This window comes from Actinoplanes missouriensis 431 (assembly GCF_000284295.1).
Classification (GTDB): domain Bacteria; phylum Actinomycetota; class Actinomycetes; order Mycobacteriales; family Micromonosporaceae; genus Actinoplanes; species Actinoplanes missouriensis.
In genome coordinates this window covers 3,144,136-3,161,148 of record NC_017093.1, presented here as the reverse complement: position 1 = coordinate 3,161,148, position 17,013 = coordinate 3,144,136, and the positions used below count along the sequence as shown (strand labels likewise).

The window sequence follows — 17,013 nt, the reverse complement described above, 5'->3', positions numbered from 1 at the left end:
TGAGCGTCAGGCCGGGCCGATGAGGGTTCGGTAATCCGCCGCCCGCAGCGGACCGCTCGCGAGCGTGCCGTCCCCGCGCGGGACCTGCAGCGGCTGGCCCCCGCGCAGGAACGCGACGGCTGCGATGTCGGCGCGGGAGGTGAGCGTGCACACGATCTGCCCGTACGCCAGGACCTCGTCGCTGCGCGCGGCGCCCTCACCGGCCTCGTTCACCTCGACCGCCGCGGTCGTCTCTCCCGCGGGAATCCGCACGGTCAGCGCGGTGGTCGCCAGCGCGGTGGAGAGTCCCTGTGCCTGCTCGGACGCGGTGGGTCCGGTGACGAGCTGGTCGAGGTGGCGCTGGGGGTCGGGCGGCGCGTCGACGCGCCGGACCGTCTGGGTGAGCCGGTTGTCGTGGATCAGGCAGAGCACCAGCGCGACCTCTCCCGCCGGTGGGGCCGCGGCCGATGTCGCGCCGACGTTGAGCGGTCGTCGCGGGAGGGTGACCGGATGGGCCTCCTCCTGTGCGGGCACCCCGCAGGCGGTGAGGGTGACGAGGGCTGTGGTGACGGCGGCGATCCAGCGTCCTGCGCTCATTGTCGAGATCCTGGTAGGTCGATGCGGAACCGGGCTCCGCCGGCGGGGTTCTCCGTGACGGTGGCACAGCCGCCGTGGGCGGCGGCGTGCTCGGCGACGATGGCCAGCCCGAGACCCGTGCCGGTGGTGTCACCGCGGGCATGGGCCGCCGGGCCGCGCACGAACCGGTCGAAGATGCTGGCCCGGTCCACGGCGGCGACACCCGGGCCCGCGTCATCGACCTCGAGGAATCCGTTGCCCACCCGGACAGCGGTGGGGCCGCCGCCGTACCTGATGGCGTTGTCGATGAGGTTGCCGAGGGCCTGCTCGACACGGCGGCGGTCGACCACCCACGTCGCTGCCGCGTCCGGGGTGACCTCCAGCAGACCGGCGGGCAGACCACGGGAACGGCACACCCGCTCGGCCAGCTGCGGCAGCTCCACGGCCTCGCGCTGGACCGGCTGATCGCTGCGGGCCAGTTCCAGCAGGTCGTTGACGAGCGCCTGGAAGCGGTCGATCTCGGCGGTGAGCAGGCCGACCGCGGCTGCCGTCCGGTCGTCCAGGTGTTCCCGCCGTTTCTCGATGACGCTGGCGGCGGCTTCGAGGGTCTGCAGCGGCGAGCGCAGTTCGTGGCTGACGTCGGCGGCGAACCGGCGGTCGCGTTCCAGCCGGCGGGCGAGCTGATCGGCCATGTCGTTGAACGCGGCCGACAGCGCTGCGAGGTCGGGCTCGGTGTCCGGGTCGAGGCGGGTGGTGAGGTCGCCGGCGGCGATGTCGCGGGCCGCGTCGGCGACCGTGGCGAGCGGGCGCAGCGCGTGCCGGGTGACGTACCAGCCGACGGCTGCCCCGCCGGCCGCCACCATGATCGCCACGGCGGTGAGGACCAGCGCGAGGGTCTGGAGGGTCCGCTCCAGCTCCTCCAGCGAGATGATCTCGTAGAACTCGGCGGACCCGCTCAGCGGGACGCCCACGATCAGCGCGGGCGTGCCGTCACGCCGGACCCGCTGCGCACCCGCCTCGCCCTGGGCGGTCATCTCCTGCAATGACGGCGGGACCGCCGTGTCGGCGGCCAGGTCGGCGCTCCGGGAGTGCCATTGCCCGTCCCGGTGCAACAGCACGTACCGGTCGGAGCCGGTGTCCAGCGACCGCAGCACCTCGAGGACATCGGGATCGCGGCCGCCGAGACCCGCGTTGACGACCGCGGCGTCGTAGTAGGTGGCCCGGACCGCGGTGCGCTCCCGCTCGGCGAACAGGGTGTTGCGGGTGGATTCGTAGGACACCAGGCTGATGCAGAACGACAACGACAGCGCGCCGAGAGCGAAGGCGGCGCTGACCCGGGCGCGCAGGCCGATCGGTCTCACGGCTGCCGCGTGCGGCCCGGGCCGCGCACCGTCGCCGGGTGCCCGACAGGGTCGTCATTCTCGACCAACAGCGTGGTGCTCATACCCGCATGATGCCTCGCCCGCGTGTCACCGCCCGCCCGTGGCCGCACATCACCGGGTTTGTCACCCAACTGTCATGGGTGCGGGAACAATCCGCAGACCACGGGAGGCACTCTGGCCGTTACCGATACGCGTCTGGAGGGACCCGTCATGACGGCACACAGTCTGATCCTCGCGGTGGCCGTCGGTCTGGTCGTCGGCGTCACGGGCCGCGTTCTGCTCCGCCGCAAACGGGCCGTCCCGGGATGGCTGCCGGTCGCCGCGGCGATGGCCGCCGCCGTCCTGGCGGCCGTGATCACGCGGATGGCGAACACCGAGCGCAGCGGACTGACGCTCTTCGAAGTCGCCTTGCAGGTGCTGTTCGCCGGATCCGGCGTCGCCATCGTCGCGTTCACCGCCGATCGACCGGCGCCCCGGTGGGATCGCCGCGGTCACGAGGTCCGCTGACGCCGGCCGGTCAGGACGCGGCGCGCCACACCTGGAAGCCGAGCGTGTCCAACGACCGGACCACGGTCGTCAGGCAGGCGAAGTCAACGGGTTTGATCGCGTACCCCTGCACCGGCAGGCGTTCGGCACGCAGGATCCGCTCGGCCGCGGGCGAATGGGTCAGCAGCACCACCGGCACACCCGCGGTCTCCGGCCGGCTCCGCAGGTGGCGCAGCACCGCACGGCCGTCCCGGCCCGGCAGATTGAGGTCGAGCAGCACCAGATCCGGCCGGCCCGCGTCGGTGAACGGCGGCGATCCGTCCAGGTACGCCAACGCCCGGCGCACATCGTGCGCCACGCACACCCGGTTGACCAGATGATGCTCCCCGAACTCCTCCTGCATCAGCAGGGTCTCGGCCGGATCGTCCTGGACGATCAACAACTCGACGGATTCGGTGCCGCCGCCCATCGGAACCCCCGAGCGAATGGTGAACGCGCGCTGCCACGGAAAATCCGATCATAGGTACGCGTGGAGCGCCGCGACCCGCAGGAGAGAACTGTCATGAGAGTGTCACGGGACCGGGCGGACATCGTGACACCGGCGCACCGGTGGCGCCGGCCGGACCGTCAGGCGGTCACCGCCACGGCCGGGTCGGCTGCAGCACCGCCTCCTGCAGCGCCGCCGTGCGCAGCCGGGTGAACTGCTGGTACTCCGGGTCCGCGACCATCCGGCCGAACGCCTCCCGGCTGGGATAGCGCACCAGCAGCACCGCGTCCCACTGCTGGCCGTCCTCGGCGACGAGCGCGGTGTCCCCGTCGCCGGCGTAGAGCACCTCACCGCCGTACCGGGGAAGGAACGTCGTTCCTACCGCTCGCGCGTACTGATCGTAGGAATCCCGGCCGGTCGCGGTGAACCTGAGCAGGTTGAGCATCACCACCGGCCCCTCGGGGTCGGCCAGCACGAAGTCGCGGATGTTCTCACCGCTGGGATCGATCGCCATGACAGTGCTCCTCTCCAGCCGTCGTTCGACCACCTCATGATCACAGGTGTCGATGGCAGGGACAAACACCGACCCGATCCGCCGTCACGCGTTCTCCGGCCGGCCCGGCTCGGACTGCTGGTAGACGTCGGGGATGTCGTCGCGGTCGGCGTCGGTGTTCTCGGCCTCGTGGATGCGCCGATACGTGCGGTTACGCAGCCGGAGAATGACCGTGGCGAGCAGTGCGGCACCCAACGAGCCGGTCAGCACGGCGACCTTCACATGGTCGTCCCGGTCGCTGCCGACCCCGAACGCCAGCTCGCCGATCAACAGGGACACCGTGAACCCGATGCCGGCGAGCACCGCCAGGCCGAACACGTCGATCCACGCGAATCCCGAGTCCATCTTCGCCCGGGTGAAGCGGGTGACCAGCCACGTCGCCGCGGTGATGCCGACCGGCTTGCCGACGATCAACCCGACCAGGATGCCGACCGCGACCGGGTCGGTCAGCGCCGAGCCGAGCCCGTCCGGACCGCCGACCGCGACGCCCGCGGACATGAACGCGAACACCGGGACCGCGACGCCGGCGGAGATCGGCCGGAACCGGTGCTCGAAGTGCTCCGCCATCCCGGGGCCGGCATCCGGGCCACCCGCCTGCCGGCTGCGCAGCACCGGTACGGCGAACCCGAGCAGGACCCCGGCGACGGTGGCGTGGATGCCGGAGGCGTGCATCAGCGTCCACGTGGCGAAGGCCAGCGGCAGCAGCAGCCACCACGCCCGGACCCGGCGCTGCACGAGAACGGTGAACACCGCCAGCGGCGCCAGGGCCCCGAGCAGGGGCAGCACCGACAGGTCCGAGGTGTAGAAGACCGCGATGATCACGATCGCGAGCAGGTCGTCGACCACGGCCAGGGTCAGCAGGAAGGTCCGCATGGCATGTGGCAGGCAGCGGCCGATGACCGCGAGCACGGCCAGGGCGAACGCGATGTCGGTGGCGGTCGGGATCGCCCAGCCCTTGACCGCCCCGTCGTCCGCACTGACGTTGATCGCCAGGTACAGCACGGCCGGGACGAGCACCCCACCGACGGCGGCCGCGATCGGGACCGCGGCGCGGCGCGGGTCGCGCAGGTCACCGGCGACGAACTCGCGTTTCAGTTCGAGGCCGGCGACGAAGAAGAAGATCGCCAGAAGACCGTCGGCAGCCCACGTCGCCAGGGACAGATCCAGATGCAGCGACGCCGGACCGATCGTGAAGCCGCGCAACGTCTCATAGCTGTCGCCCCACGGCGAATTCGCCCAGATCAGGGCGAGGACCGCACCGGCCAGCAACAGGACGCCGCCGATGGTCTCCTTCCGGAGGATGTCGCCGATGCGACGGGCCTCCGGCCAGGACCCACGATCGAACAGGCGCGGGCTGTTGCGGGGTGGTGTCGCCGTCATTGTCACTCCGTTTTTCAGGGTCGGGTCGGACGTTGCCGACCAGACTTCCCGGCGCACCTACCGCTGACCCTACCGGCGGAGCACCGCACCCGCCGGTGGTCGGCCTCCAACGTGATCGAGGCAACGCCGGGCTCACGCCGATCCGGCCCCCGCGGGCAACCGGACCTCGAAGCGACAGCCTCCGGCGACGTTGCGGACCAGCACCTGCCCGCCGTGGGCCTGCACCAGGCCGTGCACGATCGCGAGACCGAGCCCTCCGCCCCCGCCGGCCTGCGGGGACCGGGCCCGGCTGCCCCGGAACGCCACGTCGAAGACTCTCGGCAGGTCGTCGTCCGGGATGCCACCGCAGCCGTCCCGCACCGCGAACCACACCTGCCGCTCGTCGTGGCCCGCGTCGATCCGGACCACGCCGTCCTCCGGCGTGTGCCGCACCGCGTTCGCGAGGAGGTTGCCGACGATCCGGCTGAGCTGCGCCGCGTCGGCGGTGACGGCGGGCCAGGCGCCGCTGCCGGCGGTCACCGCGACCCGGCGCGCGGCGGCCGGCGCGGCCACGGCGGCGACGGCGTCCGAGACGACGTCGCCCAGGGACAGCGGCGCCGGGCGCAACCGCAACGCACCGGCGTGGATCCGGGAGAGCTCGAACAGGTCGTCGACCAGGCCGCTCATCCGATCGGTCTCGACCCGGATCCGGCGGTGATACTCGGCGACCGTCTCCGGGTCGGCGACCACCCCGTCCTGCAGCGCCTCGGTCATCGCGCGCAGCCCGGCCAGCGGCGTACGCAGATCGTGTGACACCCAGGCGACCAGGTCCCGGCGGCCGGCCTCCATCCGCCTCTCCCGCTCGCGCGCCTGCACGGCCCACACCGCCGCGGTGGCCAGCCGGCGGCCGAAGACGATGCCGAGGGTGAGGCTCACGACGGCCGACGCCGCCACGGTCACCAGCACCACCTGCAGGTCGTGTCCGGAGAGGAACATCGCCTGGGCCACGGCGACCACCCCGGCGGCCACCGCCGCCACCGTGACGAGCAGCAGCACGCTCACGTGCACGGTGATCGAACGGCCGCGCAGCAGCCGCATCGCGCCCGCGCCGAGCAGCCCGACCACGGCGCCGGCGGCCAGCGCGTACGCGGCGATCAGCAGGATGTCACGCACGGGCGGCCGGCTCGTACCGGTAGCCGACACCCCAGACCGTCACCAGGCGCACGGGTTCGGAGGGGTCGGGCTCGACCTTCTCCCGCAGCCGCCGGACATGCACGGTGACCGTCGACTGGTCGCCGAACTGCCAGCCCCACACCCGGTCGAGCAGCTCGGCGCGGGAGAAGGCCCGCGCGGGATGACGCATCAGGAACTCCAGCAGGTCGAACTCCCGCACGGTGAGTGGCAGCGGCCGGCCGCCGAGCCGGGCCGCCCGCCGGCCGGTGTCCGCCACCAGGTCACCGTCGACAAGCACCTGCGGGACGGGCGGGGCCACCGGTACGGCACGCCGCAGCACCGAGCGCACCCGCAGGACGAGTTCCCGCGGGCTGAACGGCTTGGTGACGTAATCGTCGGCGCCGACCTCCAGCCCCAGCACCCGATCGCCCTCCTCCCCCAGCGCGGTCAGCATGACGACCGCCAGGCCGGGCTGTTCCCGCCGCAGCCGGCGGCACACGTCGAGACCACTGAGGTCGCCGAGCATCAGGTCCAGCACGACCAGGTCGGGCCGTTCGGCGTCGGCCGCCGCCAGCGCCGCCGAGCCGTCGGCCGCCAGCCGCACCTGGAAGCCGTCCTGTTCGAGGTAACGGCGCACGACATCGCTGACGGTCGGGTCGTCGTCGACGACCAGCACCCGGTGGCTCACGAAGGCAGGGTAGCCAGGCTGCCCCCACGACCGTAAGAGACCTGTAAGGTCGCCGCGTCTGGCGCTGCGGCCACGGCGGCGGGTTGACTCGAAGCCGTGAATCGCCGACTCCTCACCAGACCGCTGACCTGGACCGTCGTCGCCGTGCTCGGCGCCGGCGTGGCCGCCGGGCTCTACTGGTTCCAGCCGTGGCGCCTGGTCACCGACACGACGGTGACCGAATCGCTGGCCGTCGTGCCGTCCACGCCGCCGTCGCCCGCCGCCTCGCAGCGGCAGGATCCGCCGGCCGCGCGGGTGGTCGCTCAGGGCACCTTCGTCACCCACGAACACGACACCACGGGTACGGCACGGGTCGTGCGCAACGCCGACGGAAGTCACCAGCTCGAACTCGTCGGCCTGGACACCAGCGACGGGCCCGACCTGCGCGTCTGGCTGTCCGACCAGCCGGTGCGGACGGGCACGGCCGGCTGGCGCGTCTTCGACGACGGTGACGTCGCCGAACTGGGGCGGCTCAAGGGCAACCACGGCGATCAGGTGTATCCGATCGACGCCGCCGTCGACCCGTCGGCGTTCCGCAGCGTCAGCATCTGGTGCAAGCGGTTCGCCGTCTCCTTCGGAGCCGCGGATCTGAGCACCCGGTAGATCCCGCCCGGGTGAGACGCACCCGGTGGACCCCGCCCGGGGTGAGACGTGACAGCGGGCACGCCGGGTGATCGAGCTCATCGTGGCGGCCCGGGCCGCGCCGGGTATGGGAGCGCCATGACCAACGACAACGCAGCTTCCCGGAACCGCATCGACGACGAGCTGGCCCGGCGCACCGACGCCGCGCGGGCCGAGGCCGGCGTGACCGACTACGACCCGAACGCCGTGCCGGCCGCGACCGACGCGGCCCTGCCGTTCGACCCGGCCTTCGACACCGACGAGCAGGAGATCGAGAGCGTGACCGCGCGCCGCGAGGCGCAGGGGGCGACCACACCGCTCTCCGCGGACAACCCGTTCCCGCCCACCCGGTACGCCGACTGACGCGGCGGGGCTTCACCTCGAATTCACCACGATCACTCTAGGTTCGTCACTGCGCGGAGATGAAACTCCGCGCTCAGTGACGATTCATGGGGGGATTGCATGTCCATTACGCGTACCCGATGGCTCTCTCGACTCGGCGTGATCGCGGTGACCGCAGTGGGTGTCGGGGTGCTCTCGGCGCCCGGCGCCCAGGCCGCGTCCACCGGCGTCGCCCAGGTGGTCTGGGACGGCGACGTGCAGGTGGTGCAGTACAAGGCCGCCACGGGCAAGGCCAACCGGGTGGTAGTCCGCAGCGCCGCGCACGGCGTGACCGTCGACGACAAGCACCGCATCAAGGCCGGCAAGGGTTGCAAGGCGGTCAAGGGCGACCGGACCAAGGTCTACTGTGGTGTCGGCGAGTGGACGCAGAAGGTGCGGATCCACACCTACGACCGCAACGACACGATCACCAACAAGACCCGGCTCCGCCTGGTCGCCTACGCCGGGTCCGGCAACGACACGGTCACCGGCGGATCCAGCGGCGATTTCCTGTACGGGCAGTCGGGTCACGACACGATCCACGGTCGCGGCGGCCCCGATTATCTGGTCGGCGGCTCCGGCAACGACAAGGTCTACGGTGACACCGGCGACGACCGGCTCTACGGCGACACCGGCAACGACCGGCTCTACGGCGGCGCGGGCCGGGACGCGCTGATGGGCGACCAGGGCCGTGACAAGCTCTACGGCGGCGCGGGCGACGACATCCTGGCCGGCGACGACTGGGGGAAGCACGCGGCCGACCTGCTCAACGGCGGCGCCAACGGCACCGCGGGCGGCGACTGGTGCCAGGCCGAGCGAGGCGACACCAAGCGCGCCTGCGAGCGTTGATCGCCCTCTCTATATTGACCGGATGCGGAAACCGACCTTCTGGATCGGGGTGATCCAGAAGGTCGCCCGGCTGGGCCGCCCGGCGAGCACCGCGGCGCTGGTCCTGGCCGCCCTGTCCGCGCTCGCCGCCGGCCTGCTCGGCGCCGCAGCCACCGCCGGCCTCGGCTGGGCCGGTGCTCCGGCGCTGCCGTCCGGCGCGGCGGCGCAGGAGCTGGGCGCGACGGTCTTCCCCGGTCAGCGGGTGTGGGGTGGCGGCGACGCGGAGCCCTTCACCGCCAGCGGCGACGGCGAACAGACCGTCTACGGATTCGCCGACTACTGGGTGAAGCACACCGGCGAGACCCGCGACGTGCTCGGCTACGCCCGGGGCGCCCGTGACCGGCTGGCCGCCGCCGGCTGGGACGTGCACGGCGATGTCACCTTCTCCTCGGAGGTCGCGTCCGAGACCCCGATCGGCACCGCCACCTTCTGGGCCACCCGGGACGGCCTGGTGCTCTCCTACACCGGCGTGCTGTGGGGCAACCGCGCGGCCTGGGACTCCGACGGCGCGGCCAGTTTCCAGCTCAGCCGGTCCGCGCCGGCCTGGCTGCCGGCTCTCGCCGTCGCCGGTGGGCTCCTCGCCGCGCTCGCCGGATGGCTGATCGCCGGCTGGGCGAGCCGCCGCACCGCGGGCGACACCGTCCGGACCGGCGTGGTGGCCGGATTCGGCGGGATGGCGATCCTGCTCACGGTCGCCGTCGCGGTGCTGGGCGGTCTCTGGTCCTGGCAACCCGATCGGCCCGGTGACGAGGTCATCTGGCTGGGGCTGCGGGCACTCACCGGCGTACCCGGTGTGATGATCCTCGGTCTTGCCCTGGTGGCGCTCGCCGCGGTCCGCCTGCGTGCCGCGCTTCCCGCGATGCTGGTGCTGGCCGGTGTCGTCGCCGCCGCGGGCTGGCATCCCCCGGCCGCTGCCGCGTGCAGCCCGTCCGGGCCACCGGCGGATCCGGCGCCCGCGGACGTCGCGCACAGCCGGGTGGCGCGCGTCTACATCGCCCAGGACTCCACCGACGAGCAGCGCAACTACGCCGAGGCGGCGATCAGCCGGGTGTGGGGCACCACGTCACTGTGGTTCCACCACGACCCCGAAGACGAGGAGTACCGGTACGCCTACTGCGACGGCGGCGAGCTCATCGGCGACTCCGGCATGCGGGTGCCGTACTTCTGGGAGGTGGGGCTGAGCAGCCCCGGCGCTTTCGGCGCCCTCGTCGACGAGGTGGCGTCCATGCCCGGGGTGGTCGCGGTCCGGCACGGCACCGAGCGCTGACGGCGTCCGGCAGGTGACCGGGCCGGGCGAGCAGACCCTCGGTTGCGAGAACGGAGCGATCCCGCGAGGGGAGGCGAAAGCCTCTGCCGCCGACCGGGCCACGCCGTGACGATCGAGGTGTCCGCAACGGCGGCACGACGCGAGAAGTCAGGGAGGTCGCCATGACCACGCGAACGGTGCAGCGGCCCCCGCCGGAAACCGGCAAGGCCCGCCGGTACGCCACGCCGACCGGTGAGCCGTGCCCCTACGCCCGGCGCGCCGACGGATCCGTCGACGGGGACGGGGCGTGCCGCGGCTGCGGGAACTGCCTGCTCGGCGCCGGCTGGGAGGAATGAGCCACTCCGGGTGTCCCGGCTCAGGAGGCGACGAGGGCCTGGATGCTGACCGTGGCGGCGCCCCGGGCCCACTCCTCGAACGGCAGCGGGCGGATCGACAGCGGGCACGCGGCCGCCGCGCCGAACGCCTGGCGCTGGAAGCTGGCCCGGATGTGCGGCTCGAACAGGTCGTAGGCGGACAGGCCTTCACCGGAGACGACGATGCGGGCCGGGCCGACCAGGTTGGCGACCGCCGCGATGCCGGCACCGATCGCGGTCCCGGCGCGGGCGAAGGCGGCGTCGACCGGGGCGTCGCCCGCGCGGGCCAGCGACACCGCGTCGTCGAAGGTGAGCTCCGGGCGGCCGGTGATCGCCCGGGCCCGGCTCACGATGGCGTCGGCGCCGGCGACCGCCTCCACACAGCCGCGGCTGCCGCAGTGGCAGTCGGGGCCGTCCACGTCGAAGCCGATGTGCCCGATCTCGCCGGCCACGCCGTGCGCGCCGGAGACGATCCGGCCGTTGACGACCAGGCCGCAGCCGATGCCGGCGCCGACGGTCACCAGCGCGAACGAGTCCGCGCCGACGCCCTCGCCGAACCACTGCTCGGCCGTGGTCAGCGCCTTCACGTCGTTCTCCACCGTCACGCGCAGACCGGTGACCTTCTCCGCGCGCTCGGCCAGCGGCACGTCGCGCCAGCGCAGGAACGGCGAGTAGCGCACCAGGCCGGTGGAGTGGTCGACGTCGCCGGAGACGGCGAGGCCGAGGAAACGGGCGCGGCCGCGGTCGAAGCCGTCGAGCAGGTCGTCAACGAGCTCGTCCAACTCGGTGAGGACGTGGTCGACGCCGGCGCCGGCCAGCCGGCGATGCGCGGACGTGCGGACCTGGGCGCGCAGATCGCAGACCACACCGATGAGCTCGTCACCGGTAATCTTGACGCCGACGAAGAACTCCCGGTCCGCGCAGACAGCGAGAGGGCTGGCCGGGCGGCCCGCGCCGGGCCCGGTCCGCTCGGTCGCGGCCAGCTCCTCCAGGTAACCCGCTTCGATCAGCGGGCGGGCCGCCTTGGTGACGGCGGCGGAGGAGAGGCCGAGGCGGCGGGCGAGGGCGACCCGGCTGATCGGGCCCTCGGTCAGGACGGCCGTGAAGACGGCGGTGACCGCAGGCGCGACGCCCTCGACGGCGGGAAACATGCAGGAAATCTATGCTCAATAATTTCCTTCGTCAAGTATTGATTTGGGCGCGAAAACGTCCATAGGCTCCTGCCGCACTGAGCAATTTCAACCTGACATCGGGCCCGCCGCCGCCGGGCCGTTGTCCGGCGGCGGCGGCGGGCGAGGCCCTCGTCACGTTGAAAAGGCTCACTCCATCGGCGATCACCATTGAGGATCCAGATGCCCGATCTGCGGTACGTGCCCGAGCAGCGCCTCTGGCTGTTGCACACCCCGTCGACGTCGTACGCCGTCGCGCTCGACGACGACGACAACGTGCGGCACCTGCACTGGGGTGCGCGACTGACCACGCCCGCGATCCGGGAACCGGCCGCGGGCAGCAGCTTCGACACCGCCGGCGGCCCGCGGGAACTGGACGCCGAGGGTGGCGCCCGGTTCGGGCCGGCCGGCCTGCAGGTGCGGTTCGCCGACGGCAGTCGTGGCGTCGAGTGGCGCTACGCCGGGCACGACATCGACGCCGGCCACCTGCGCATCCACCTGGACGACCGGCACCACCCGCTGCGCGTCACCCTGCACTACCGGGTGTACGACGACACCGACGTGATAGAGCGGTGGACCACCGTCACGAACTCCGGCGAGCCGATCACCGTACAGCGGTGCGACAGCGCCTCCTGGACGCTGCCGCAGCGCCCCGGCTACCGGATGAGTCACCTGGTCGGCGGCTGGAACAGCGAGTTCCGGCTGCGCCGCACCGACGTGCCGGTCGCCGAGACCGTCTTCACCAGCCGGCGTGGCATGACCAGTCACCAGGCCAACCCCTGGCTCGCCCTGGACGACGGCGCCACCGGCGAGGAGCACGGCGAGGTGTGGAGCACCGCGCTGGCCTGGAGCGGCAGCTGGCGGATCACCCTGCACCGTGACCCGGCCGGGCACGTCGCCTGGACCGGCGGCCCCGGCCACGAGGGCCTGACCTGGACCCTCGGCACGGGCGAGACCCTGGAGACGCCGGTGTACGCCGGGCTCTACACCGGCGGCGGGTTCGGCGCGGCCAGCCGGGCGTGGCACGCGTACACCCGCCGGCACGTCGTCCCGCATCCCGCGGAGGTACGCCCGGTGCTCTACAACTCGTGGGAGGCCACCGGGTTCGACGTGGACGAGGCCGGCCAGACGGCGCTCGCCGCCCGGGCCGCCCGGCTCGGCGTCGAACTGTTCGTGGTCGACGACGGCTGGTTCGGCGAACGGGTCAGCGACCACGCCGGCCTCGGTGACTGGACGCCCAACCCGGACCGCTTCCCGCAGGGGCTGCGACCGCTCGCCGACGAGGTGCACCGGCTCGGCATGCTCTTCGGGCTCTGGGTCGAGCCCGAGATGGTCAACCCGGACTCCGACCTCTACCGGGCGCACCCGGACTGGGTGCTGCACACCGCACACCGCGGGCGCACCGAGATGCGCAACCAGCTCGTCCTCAACCTGGCCCGGCCGGACACCGCCGCCTGGACGCACGCCTGGCTGGACCGGCTGGTGACCGATAACGACATCGACTTCCTCAAGTGGGACGCGAACCGCGCGTTCACCGAGGCCGGCTGGCCGGGCCACGCCGACCCGGACCGGCTGTGGCTGGACCACACCCGCGCGGTCTACCAGATCATGGACCGGCTCCGCGCCGACCACCCGGGCCTGCGCATCGAGGCATGCTCCGGCGGCGGCGGCCGGGCCGACCTCGGCATCCTCGCCCGCACCGACCAGGTGTGGACGTCGGACAACACCGACCCGGTCGACCGGATCGGCATCCAGCACGGGTTCAGCCAGCTCTTCCCCGCGCAGGTCATGGGCGCGTGGGTGACCGACAGCCCGAACGTGGCCACCGCCCGCCGGACGCCGCTGCGGTTCCGCTTCCACGTCGCCATGGCCGGCGCGCTGGGCATCGGCGGTGACCTGACCACGTGGTCGGAGGACGAGCTGAAGGAGGCCGCCGAGCTGATCGAGGTCTACAAGCGGATCCGGCCGGCGGTCCAGCACGGCGCCGCCCACCGGCTGACCGGTGACGGCACGCTCAGCGCGGTCGGGTACGCCCACGAAGACCAGTTCGTCCTGCTCGCCTGGTGCCCGTCCCGGCCGTTCGGCCACGACCCCGCGCCGCTGCGGCTGACCGGAATCGACCCCGCAGCCGAGTACCGGGACACCGACACGGGAGCGGTGCACTCGGGGGCCGTACTCCGGCAGTCGGGTCTTGATCTTGATTTTCCGCAGGGTGACCACGCCAGCGTCCTGGTGCACCTCGTCCGCGTTGACAGGAAAGGCTGATCCTCATGGCCATGTTCGACCTCCCCCTCGACCAGCTGCGCGACTACCGTCCCGAGCTCGCCGAACCGGCCGACTTCGACGAGTTCTGGGCCCGCACGCTGACCGAGGCGCGCGAGCACGACCTCACGGCAGAGCTGACTCCGGTCGATGCGCTGCTCCCCGGAGTGCGCGTGTTCGACGTGCGCTACAGCGGTCACGGCGGGCAGCGCGTGGCGGCGTGGCTTCTCGTGCCCGCCTCCGCCACCGGCCCGGTCCCCTGCGTCGTGCAATTCATCGGGTACGGCGGTGGGCGCGGCCGTCCGCACGAATGGCTGCTCTGGCCGGCGGCCGGATACGCCGTGCTGGTGATGGACTCCCGCGGCCAGGGCGACGGTGACACTCCCGACCTGCCCGGCGACAGCACACCGCACCACTCCGGGCTGATGACCCGGGGCGTACTCGACCCCGAGCAGTACTACTACCGGCGGCTGTTCACCGACGCCGTCCGGGCGGTCGACCTGGCGGCTACCCTCCCCGAAGTAGACGCCAGCCGGATCGTGGTGGCCGGGGCGAGTCAGGGCGGTGGCATCGCGCAGGCCGTGGCCGGTCTGCACCCGCGGGTCCGGGGAGCGCTGATCGACGTGCCGTTCCTGACCCATTTCCGGCGGGCCACCGAGATCACCGACTCCTACCCGTACCAGGAGCTCTCGGTCTTCTGCGCCACCAACCGGGACCTGGTCGAGCGGGTCTTCGCGACGCTGGGCTACTTCGACGGGGTGCATCTGGCGGCGCGGGCCACCGCCCCGGCGCTCTACTCCGTGGGGCTGATGGACGACGTATGCCCGCCGTCCACCGTGTACGCCGCCTACAACCGCTACGCCGGGCCGAAGCAGATGCAGATCTGGCCCTACAACCGGCACGAGGGCGGCGGCTCGTTCCAGGCGCCGGTCCAGCTGCCCTGGCTCCGGGACCTGCTGGCGTGACGCGCCTCCTCTACGACCGCCCGGCCTCCCGCTGGTTCGAGGCGCTGCCGATCGGCAACGGCCGGCTCGGCGGCATGGTCCACGGCGGCGTCGGCACCGAGATCATCCGGCTCTCCGAGTCGACCGCCTGGTCCGGCGCGCCCTCCGACCACGACGTCAACCCGGCCGCGGCGCAATCGATTCCGGTCATCCGCCGGCTGCTGTTCGAGGGCGAGCACGCCGAGGCGCAGCGGCTGGCGGCCGAGCACCTGACCGGCCGGCCCACGTCGTTCGGCACGAACCTGCCGCTCCCCCGCCTGCGCCTGGACTTCGCCCTTGATCAGGCTGACGGTTACCGTCGCGAACTGGACCTGGACACCGGCCTCGCGTCGGTGGAGTTCGATCAGAATCAGACCCATTTCGTACGGGAAACCTTCGCCTCACACCCGCACGGCGTGATCGCCATGCGCCTGTCCGCGAGCCGTGCGGCGGCGATCAGCTTCACCGCCGCGCTCGACGACACGGTGCTGCCCGGCACGTTCACCGGCGGCGCGGACGGTCTCGCGTTCCGCGGCCGGGCCGTCGAGACCCTGCACAGCGACGGTGAGCAGGGTGTGGACGTCGAGATCCGGGTCCGCTTCGTGATCGACGGCGGGACGCTGCTCGCCGCCGACGACACCGTCACGGTCACCGGCGCTGACGTAGTCGACGTCTTCGTCACGGTCAGCACCTCCTTCTGTGCGCCTTCCCTTGTGGAACCCGCTCCCTACGAGGTGATGCGCGCCGCCCACGTCGAGGACCACCAGCGGCTGATGCGCCGGGTGTCACTCGACCTGGGTACTCCGATCGACCTGCCCACCGACGTACGCCGGGAGCGTCTCGCCCGCGGTGAACGCGACGACGACCTGATCGCCCTGTACTTCCAGTACGGCCGCTACCTGACCATTGCCGGGTCACGGGCGGACTCGCCGCTGCCGCTGGCGCTGCAGGGTGTCTGGAACGACGGGTTCGCCAGCAGCATGGGCTGGAGCAACGACTTCCACCTCGACATCAACACGCAGCAGAACTACTGGGCGGCCGAGTCCACCAACCTCGCCGAATGCCACACCCCGCTGTTCCGCTTCCTCACCGGCCTCGCCTCATCCGGCCGCAGCACCGCACAGCAGATGTACGGGGCGGACGGCTGGGTGGCGCACACCGTCACCAACGCGTGGGGCTACTCCGCGCCGGGCCGGGGCATCGGGTGGGGGCTGAACGTCACCGGCGGGGCGTGGCTGGCGCTGCAACTGTGGGAGCACTACGAGTACCGGCCGGATGTCCGGTTCCTGCGCGATCAGGCGTACCCGGTCCTGCGCTCCTGCGCCCTGTTCCTTCTCGACTATCTGACCCCGGAGCCGTCGCACGGCTGGCTGGTGGCCGGCCCCTCGGAGTCGCCGGAGAACTCGTATCTGGCTGCCGACGGCACGCCCTGCTCGATCGCGATGGGCACCACCGCCGACCGGGTGTTCGCCGAGGCCATCCTGCGGATCTGCGGCCAGGCGGCGGCCATCCTCGACGTCGACCCGGAGTTGCGCTCCCGGGTGGCGGCCGCGCGTGACCGCCTGTCACCGTTCCGGATCGGCCGGCACGGACAGTTGCAGGAATGGCTCGACGACGTGGACGAGGCCGATCCCGCGCACCGGCACACCTCGCACCTGTGCGCGGTCTTCCCGGAGCGGCAGATCACGCCGCGCGGCACGCCGTCACTGGCCGCAGCCGCCGCGGTCACGCTGGAACGCCGCCAGGCGGCTCCCGGCTGGGAGCAGACCGAGTGGGCGGAGGCGAACTTCGCCGCCTTCCACGCCCGCCTGCTCGACGGTGACAACGCTCTGGAGCACGTCACCCGGCTGATCGCCGACGCGAGCGAGGCGAACCTGCTCAGCTATTCGGCGGGCGGCATCGCCGGGGCGCAGCAGAACATCTACTCCTTCGACGGCAACGCGGGCGGTACCGGGGCCATCGCGGAGATGCTCCTCCAGTCGGACGGCGAGGAGATCGAGCTACTCCCCGCCCTCCCGTCGACGTGGCGCGACGGCGCGGTGCGGGGGTTGCGGGCGCGTGGCGGCTTCACCGTGGACATCAGCTGGAGTGACGGGCGGTTGCACGAGGCCCGGGTGTACGCCGACCGGCCCACCCGGACGCGCCTCCGCTACCGCGACACCGTCATCGAGGTCACCGTGACCCCGGACTCCCCGCTCGAGCCGGAACTCCTCCCGTAGGAACGACGACCGTTTTCCTGAACACCTGTGGCTACCGCAGCTCGCCTCGGCCCGGCCCGCCGTGTGGCTACTGCGGATCGGCGGTTCGCCAGGGATGGGGGAATTGGTCTGGCTCAACCCGTTCACCACATCTCCACACGTCGAAGGA

At 72.3% G+C, this 17,013-nt stretch carries 17 protein-coding genes; 9 read left to right on the top strand and 8 right to left on the bottom strand.

The features are described from left to right. Positions 1 to 6: 6 nt before the first annotated feature. Positions 7 to 576, bottom strand: coding sequence for a GerMN domain-containing protein (locus AMIS_RS14785; RefSeq protein WP_014443119.1), 570 nt, complete (start codon positions 574 to 576; stop codon positions 7 to 9). Next, a complete protein-coding gene (locus AMIS_RS14780; RefSeq protein WP_014443118.1) occupies positions 573 to 1,916 on the bottom strand; it encodes a sensor histidine kinase in 1,344 nt (447 codons plus the stop codon). The genes AMIS_RS14785 and AMIS_RS14780 overlap by 4 nt, the downstream gene beginning before the upstream one ends. Positions 1,917 to 2,147: 231 nt before the next feature. Between AMIS_RS14780 and AMIS_RS14775 the strand changes: the two genes are divergently transcribed. After that, positions 2,148 to 2,444 carry a hypothetical protein gene (locus tag AMIS_RS14775; protein WP_014443117.1) on the top strand — a complete coding sequence of 99 codons (297 nt, stop codon included), beginning with the start codon at positions 2,148 to 2,150 and terminating at the stop codon, positions 2,442 to 2,444. A gap of 10 nt (positions 2,445 to 2,454) precedes the next feature. Here AMIS_RS14775 and AMIS_RS14770 read toward each other — a convergent pair whose 3' ends face one another. From AMIS_RS14770 to AMIS_RS14750, 5 genes are all read right to left on the bottom strand, one after another. Then, positions 2,455 to 2,892, bottom strand: a complete 438-nt coding sequence (locus AMIS_RS14770) for a response regulator (protein WP_014443116.1) — start codon at positions 2,890 to 2,892, stop codon at positions 2,455 to 2,457. A gap of 166 nt (positions 2,893 to 3,058) precedes the next feature. Further along, a complete protein-coding gene (locus AMIS_RS14765; protein ID WP_014443115.1) occupies positions 3,059 to 3,424 on the bottom strand; it encodes a DUF1330 domain-containing protein in 366 nt (121 codons plus the stop codon). Positions 3,425 to 3,508: 84 nt separating this feature from the next. Next, positions 3,509 to 4,843, bottom strand: coding sequence for a Na+/H+ antiporter NhaA (gene nhaA / locus AMIS_RS14760; RefSeq protein WP_014443114.1), 1,335 nt, complete (start codon positions 4,841 to 4,843; stop codon positions 3,509 to 3,511). 132 nt (positions 4,844 to 4,975) lie between these two features. Next, on the bottom strand, positions 4,976 to 5,995 hold the full coding sequence (locus AMIS_RS14755) for a sensor histidine kinase (RefSeq protein WP_014443113.1): 1,020 nt from the start codon (positions 5,993 to 5,995) through the stop codon (positions 4,976 to 4,978). Continuing rightward, positions 5,988 to 6,683, bottom strand: coding sequence for a response regulator transcription factor (locus tag AMIS_RS14750; protein ID WP_014443112.1), 696 nt, complete (start codon positions 6,681 to 6,683; stop codon positions 5,988 to 5,990). Before AMIS_RS14750 ends, AMIS_RS14755 begins: the two co-directional genes overlap by 8 nt. A gap of 96 nt (positions 6,684 to 6,779) precedes the next feature. Between AMIS_RS14750 and AMIS_RS14745 the strand changes: the two genes are divergently transcribed. The 5 genes from AMIS_RS14745 to AMIS_RS42675 all read left to right on the top strand — a co-directional run bounded on the left by AMIS_RS14745 (position 6,780) and on the right by AMIS_RS42675 (position 10,214). Continuing rightward, a complete protein-coding gene (locus tag AMIS_RS14745; RefSeq protein ID WP_014443111.1) occupies positions 6,780 to 7,325 on the top strand; it encodes a DM13 domain-containing protein in 546 nt (181 codons plus the stop codon). A gap of 117 nt (positions 7,326 to 7,442) precedes the next feature. Then, positions 7,443 to 7,706, top strand: coding sequence for a hypothetical protein (locus AMIS_RS14740; protein WP_014443110.1), 264 nt, complete (start codon positions 7,443 to 7,445; stop codon positions 7,704 to 7,706). Positions 7,707 to 7,805: 99 nt separating this feature from the next. Continuing rightward, on the top strand, positions 7,806 to 8,573 hold the full coding sequence (locus tag AMIS_RS40525) for a calcium-binding protein (RefSeq protein WP_014443109.1): 768 nt from the start codon (positions 7,806 to 7,808) through the stop codon (positions 8,571 to 8,573). 22 nt (positions 8,574 to 8,595) lie between these two features. Beyond that, positions 8,596 to 9,879 carry a hypothetical protein gene (locus AMIS_RS14730; RefSeq protein WP_014443108.1) on the top strand — a complete coding sequence of 428 codons (1,284 nt, stop codon included), beginning with the start codon at positions 8,596 to 8,598 and terminating at the stop codon, positions 9,877 to 9,879. A 161-nt stretch (positions 9,880 to 10,040) separates the two neighbouring features. Continuing rightward, a complete protein-coding gene (locus AMIS_RS42675; protein WP_014443107.1) occupies positions 10,041 to 10,214 on the top strand; it encodes a hypothetical protein in 174 nt (57 codons plus the stop codon). Between the two features lie 20 nt (positions 10,215 to 10,234). On the opposite strand, the gene AMIS_RS14725 is transcribed toward AMIS_RS42675, so the two are convergent. After that, positions 10,235 to 11,383: an ROK family transcriptional regulator gene (locus AMIS_RS14725; protein ID WP_014443106.1), complete on the bottom strand. Its 1,149-nt coding sequence runs from the start codon at positions 11,381 to 11,383 to the stop codon at positions 10,235 to 10,237. 201 nt (positions 11,384 to 11,584) lie between these two features. On the opposite strand from AMIS_RS14725, the gene AMIS_RS14720 reads away from it, so the two are divergent. The 3 genes from AMIS_RS14720 to AMIS_RS14710 are packed head-to-tail and all read left to right on the top strand — an operon-like array spanning position 11,585 to position 16,865. After that, complete coding sequence (locus AMIS_RS14720; protein WP_014443105.1) at positions 11,585 to 13,666, top strand: alpha-galactosidase; 2,082 nt, start codon at positions 11,585 to 11,587, stop codon at positions 13,664 to 13,666. Positions 13,667 to 13,671: 5 nt separating this feature from the next. Continuing rightward, positions 13,672 to 14,628: an acetylxylan esterase gene (locus tag AMIS_RS14715; RefSeq protein ID WP_014443104.1), complete on the top strand. Its 957-nt coding sequence runs from the start codon at positions 13,672 to 13,674 to the stop codon at positions 14,626 to 14,628. Then, positions 14,625 to 16,865, top strand: coding sequence for a glycoside hydrolase family 95 protein (locus AMIS_RS14710; RefSeq protein WP_014443103.1), 2,241 nt, complete (start codon positions 14,625 to 14,627; stop codon positions 16,863 to 16,865). The genes AMIS_RS14715 and AMIS_RS14710 overlap by 4 nt, the downstream gene beginning before the upstream one ends. Positions 16,866 to 17,013: the final 148 nt, after the last annotated feature.

Bases quoted from the DNA above. Each gene is read 5' to 3' on its own strand.
- AMIS_RS14785 (WP_014443119.1), bottom strand. From the start codon at position 576: ATGAGCGCAGGACGCTGGATCGCCGCCGTCACCACAGCCCTCGTCACC.
- AMIS_RS14775 (WP_014443117.1), top strand. From the start codon at position 2,148: ATGACGGCACACAGTCTGATCCTCGCGGTGGCCGTCGGTCTGGTCGTC.
- AMIS_RS14770 (WP_014443116.1), bottom strand. From the start codon at position 2,892: ATGGGCGGCGGCACCGAATCCGTCGAGTTGTTGATCGTCCAGGACGAT.
- AMIS_RS14765 (WP_014443115.1), bottom strand. From the start codon at position 3,424: ATGGCGATCGATCCCAGCGGTGAGAACATCCGCGACTTCGTGCTGGCC.
- nhaA (WP_014443114.1), bottom strand. From the start codon at position 4,843: ATGACGGCGACACCACCCCGCAACAGCCCGCGCCTGTTCGATCGTGGG.
- AMIS_RS14740 (WP_014443110.1), top strand. From the start codon at position 7,443: ATGACCAACGACAACGCAGCTTCCCGGAACCGCATCGACGACGAGCTG.
- AMIS_RS40525 (WP_014443109.1), top strand. From the start codon at position 7,806: ATGTCCATTACGCGTACCCGATGGCTCTCTCGACTCGGCGTGATCGCG.
- AMIS_RS14730 (WP_014443108.1), top strand. From the start codon at position 8,596: ATGCGGAAACCGACCTTCTGGATCGGGGTGATCCAGAAGGTCGCCCGG.
- AMIS_RS42675 (WP_014443107.1), top strand. From the start codon at position 10,041: ATGACCACGCGAACGGTGCAGCGGCCCCCGCCGGAAACCGGCAAGGCC.
- AMIS_RS14725 (WP_014443106.1), bottom strand. From the start codon at position 11,383: ATGTTTCCCGCCGTCGAGGGCGTCGCGCCTGCGGTCACCGCCGTCTTC.
- AMIS_RS14720 (WP_014443105.1), top strand. From the start codon at position 11,585: ATGCCCGATCTGCGGTACGTGCCCGAGCAGCGCCTCTGGCTGTTGCAC.
- AMIS_RS14715 (WP_014443104.1), top strand. From the start codon at position 13,672: ATGGCCATGTTCGACCTCCCCCTCGACCAGCTGCGCGACTACCGTCCC.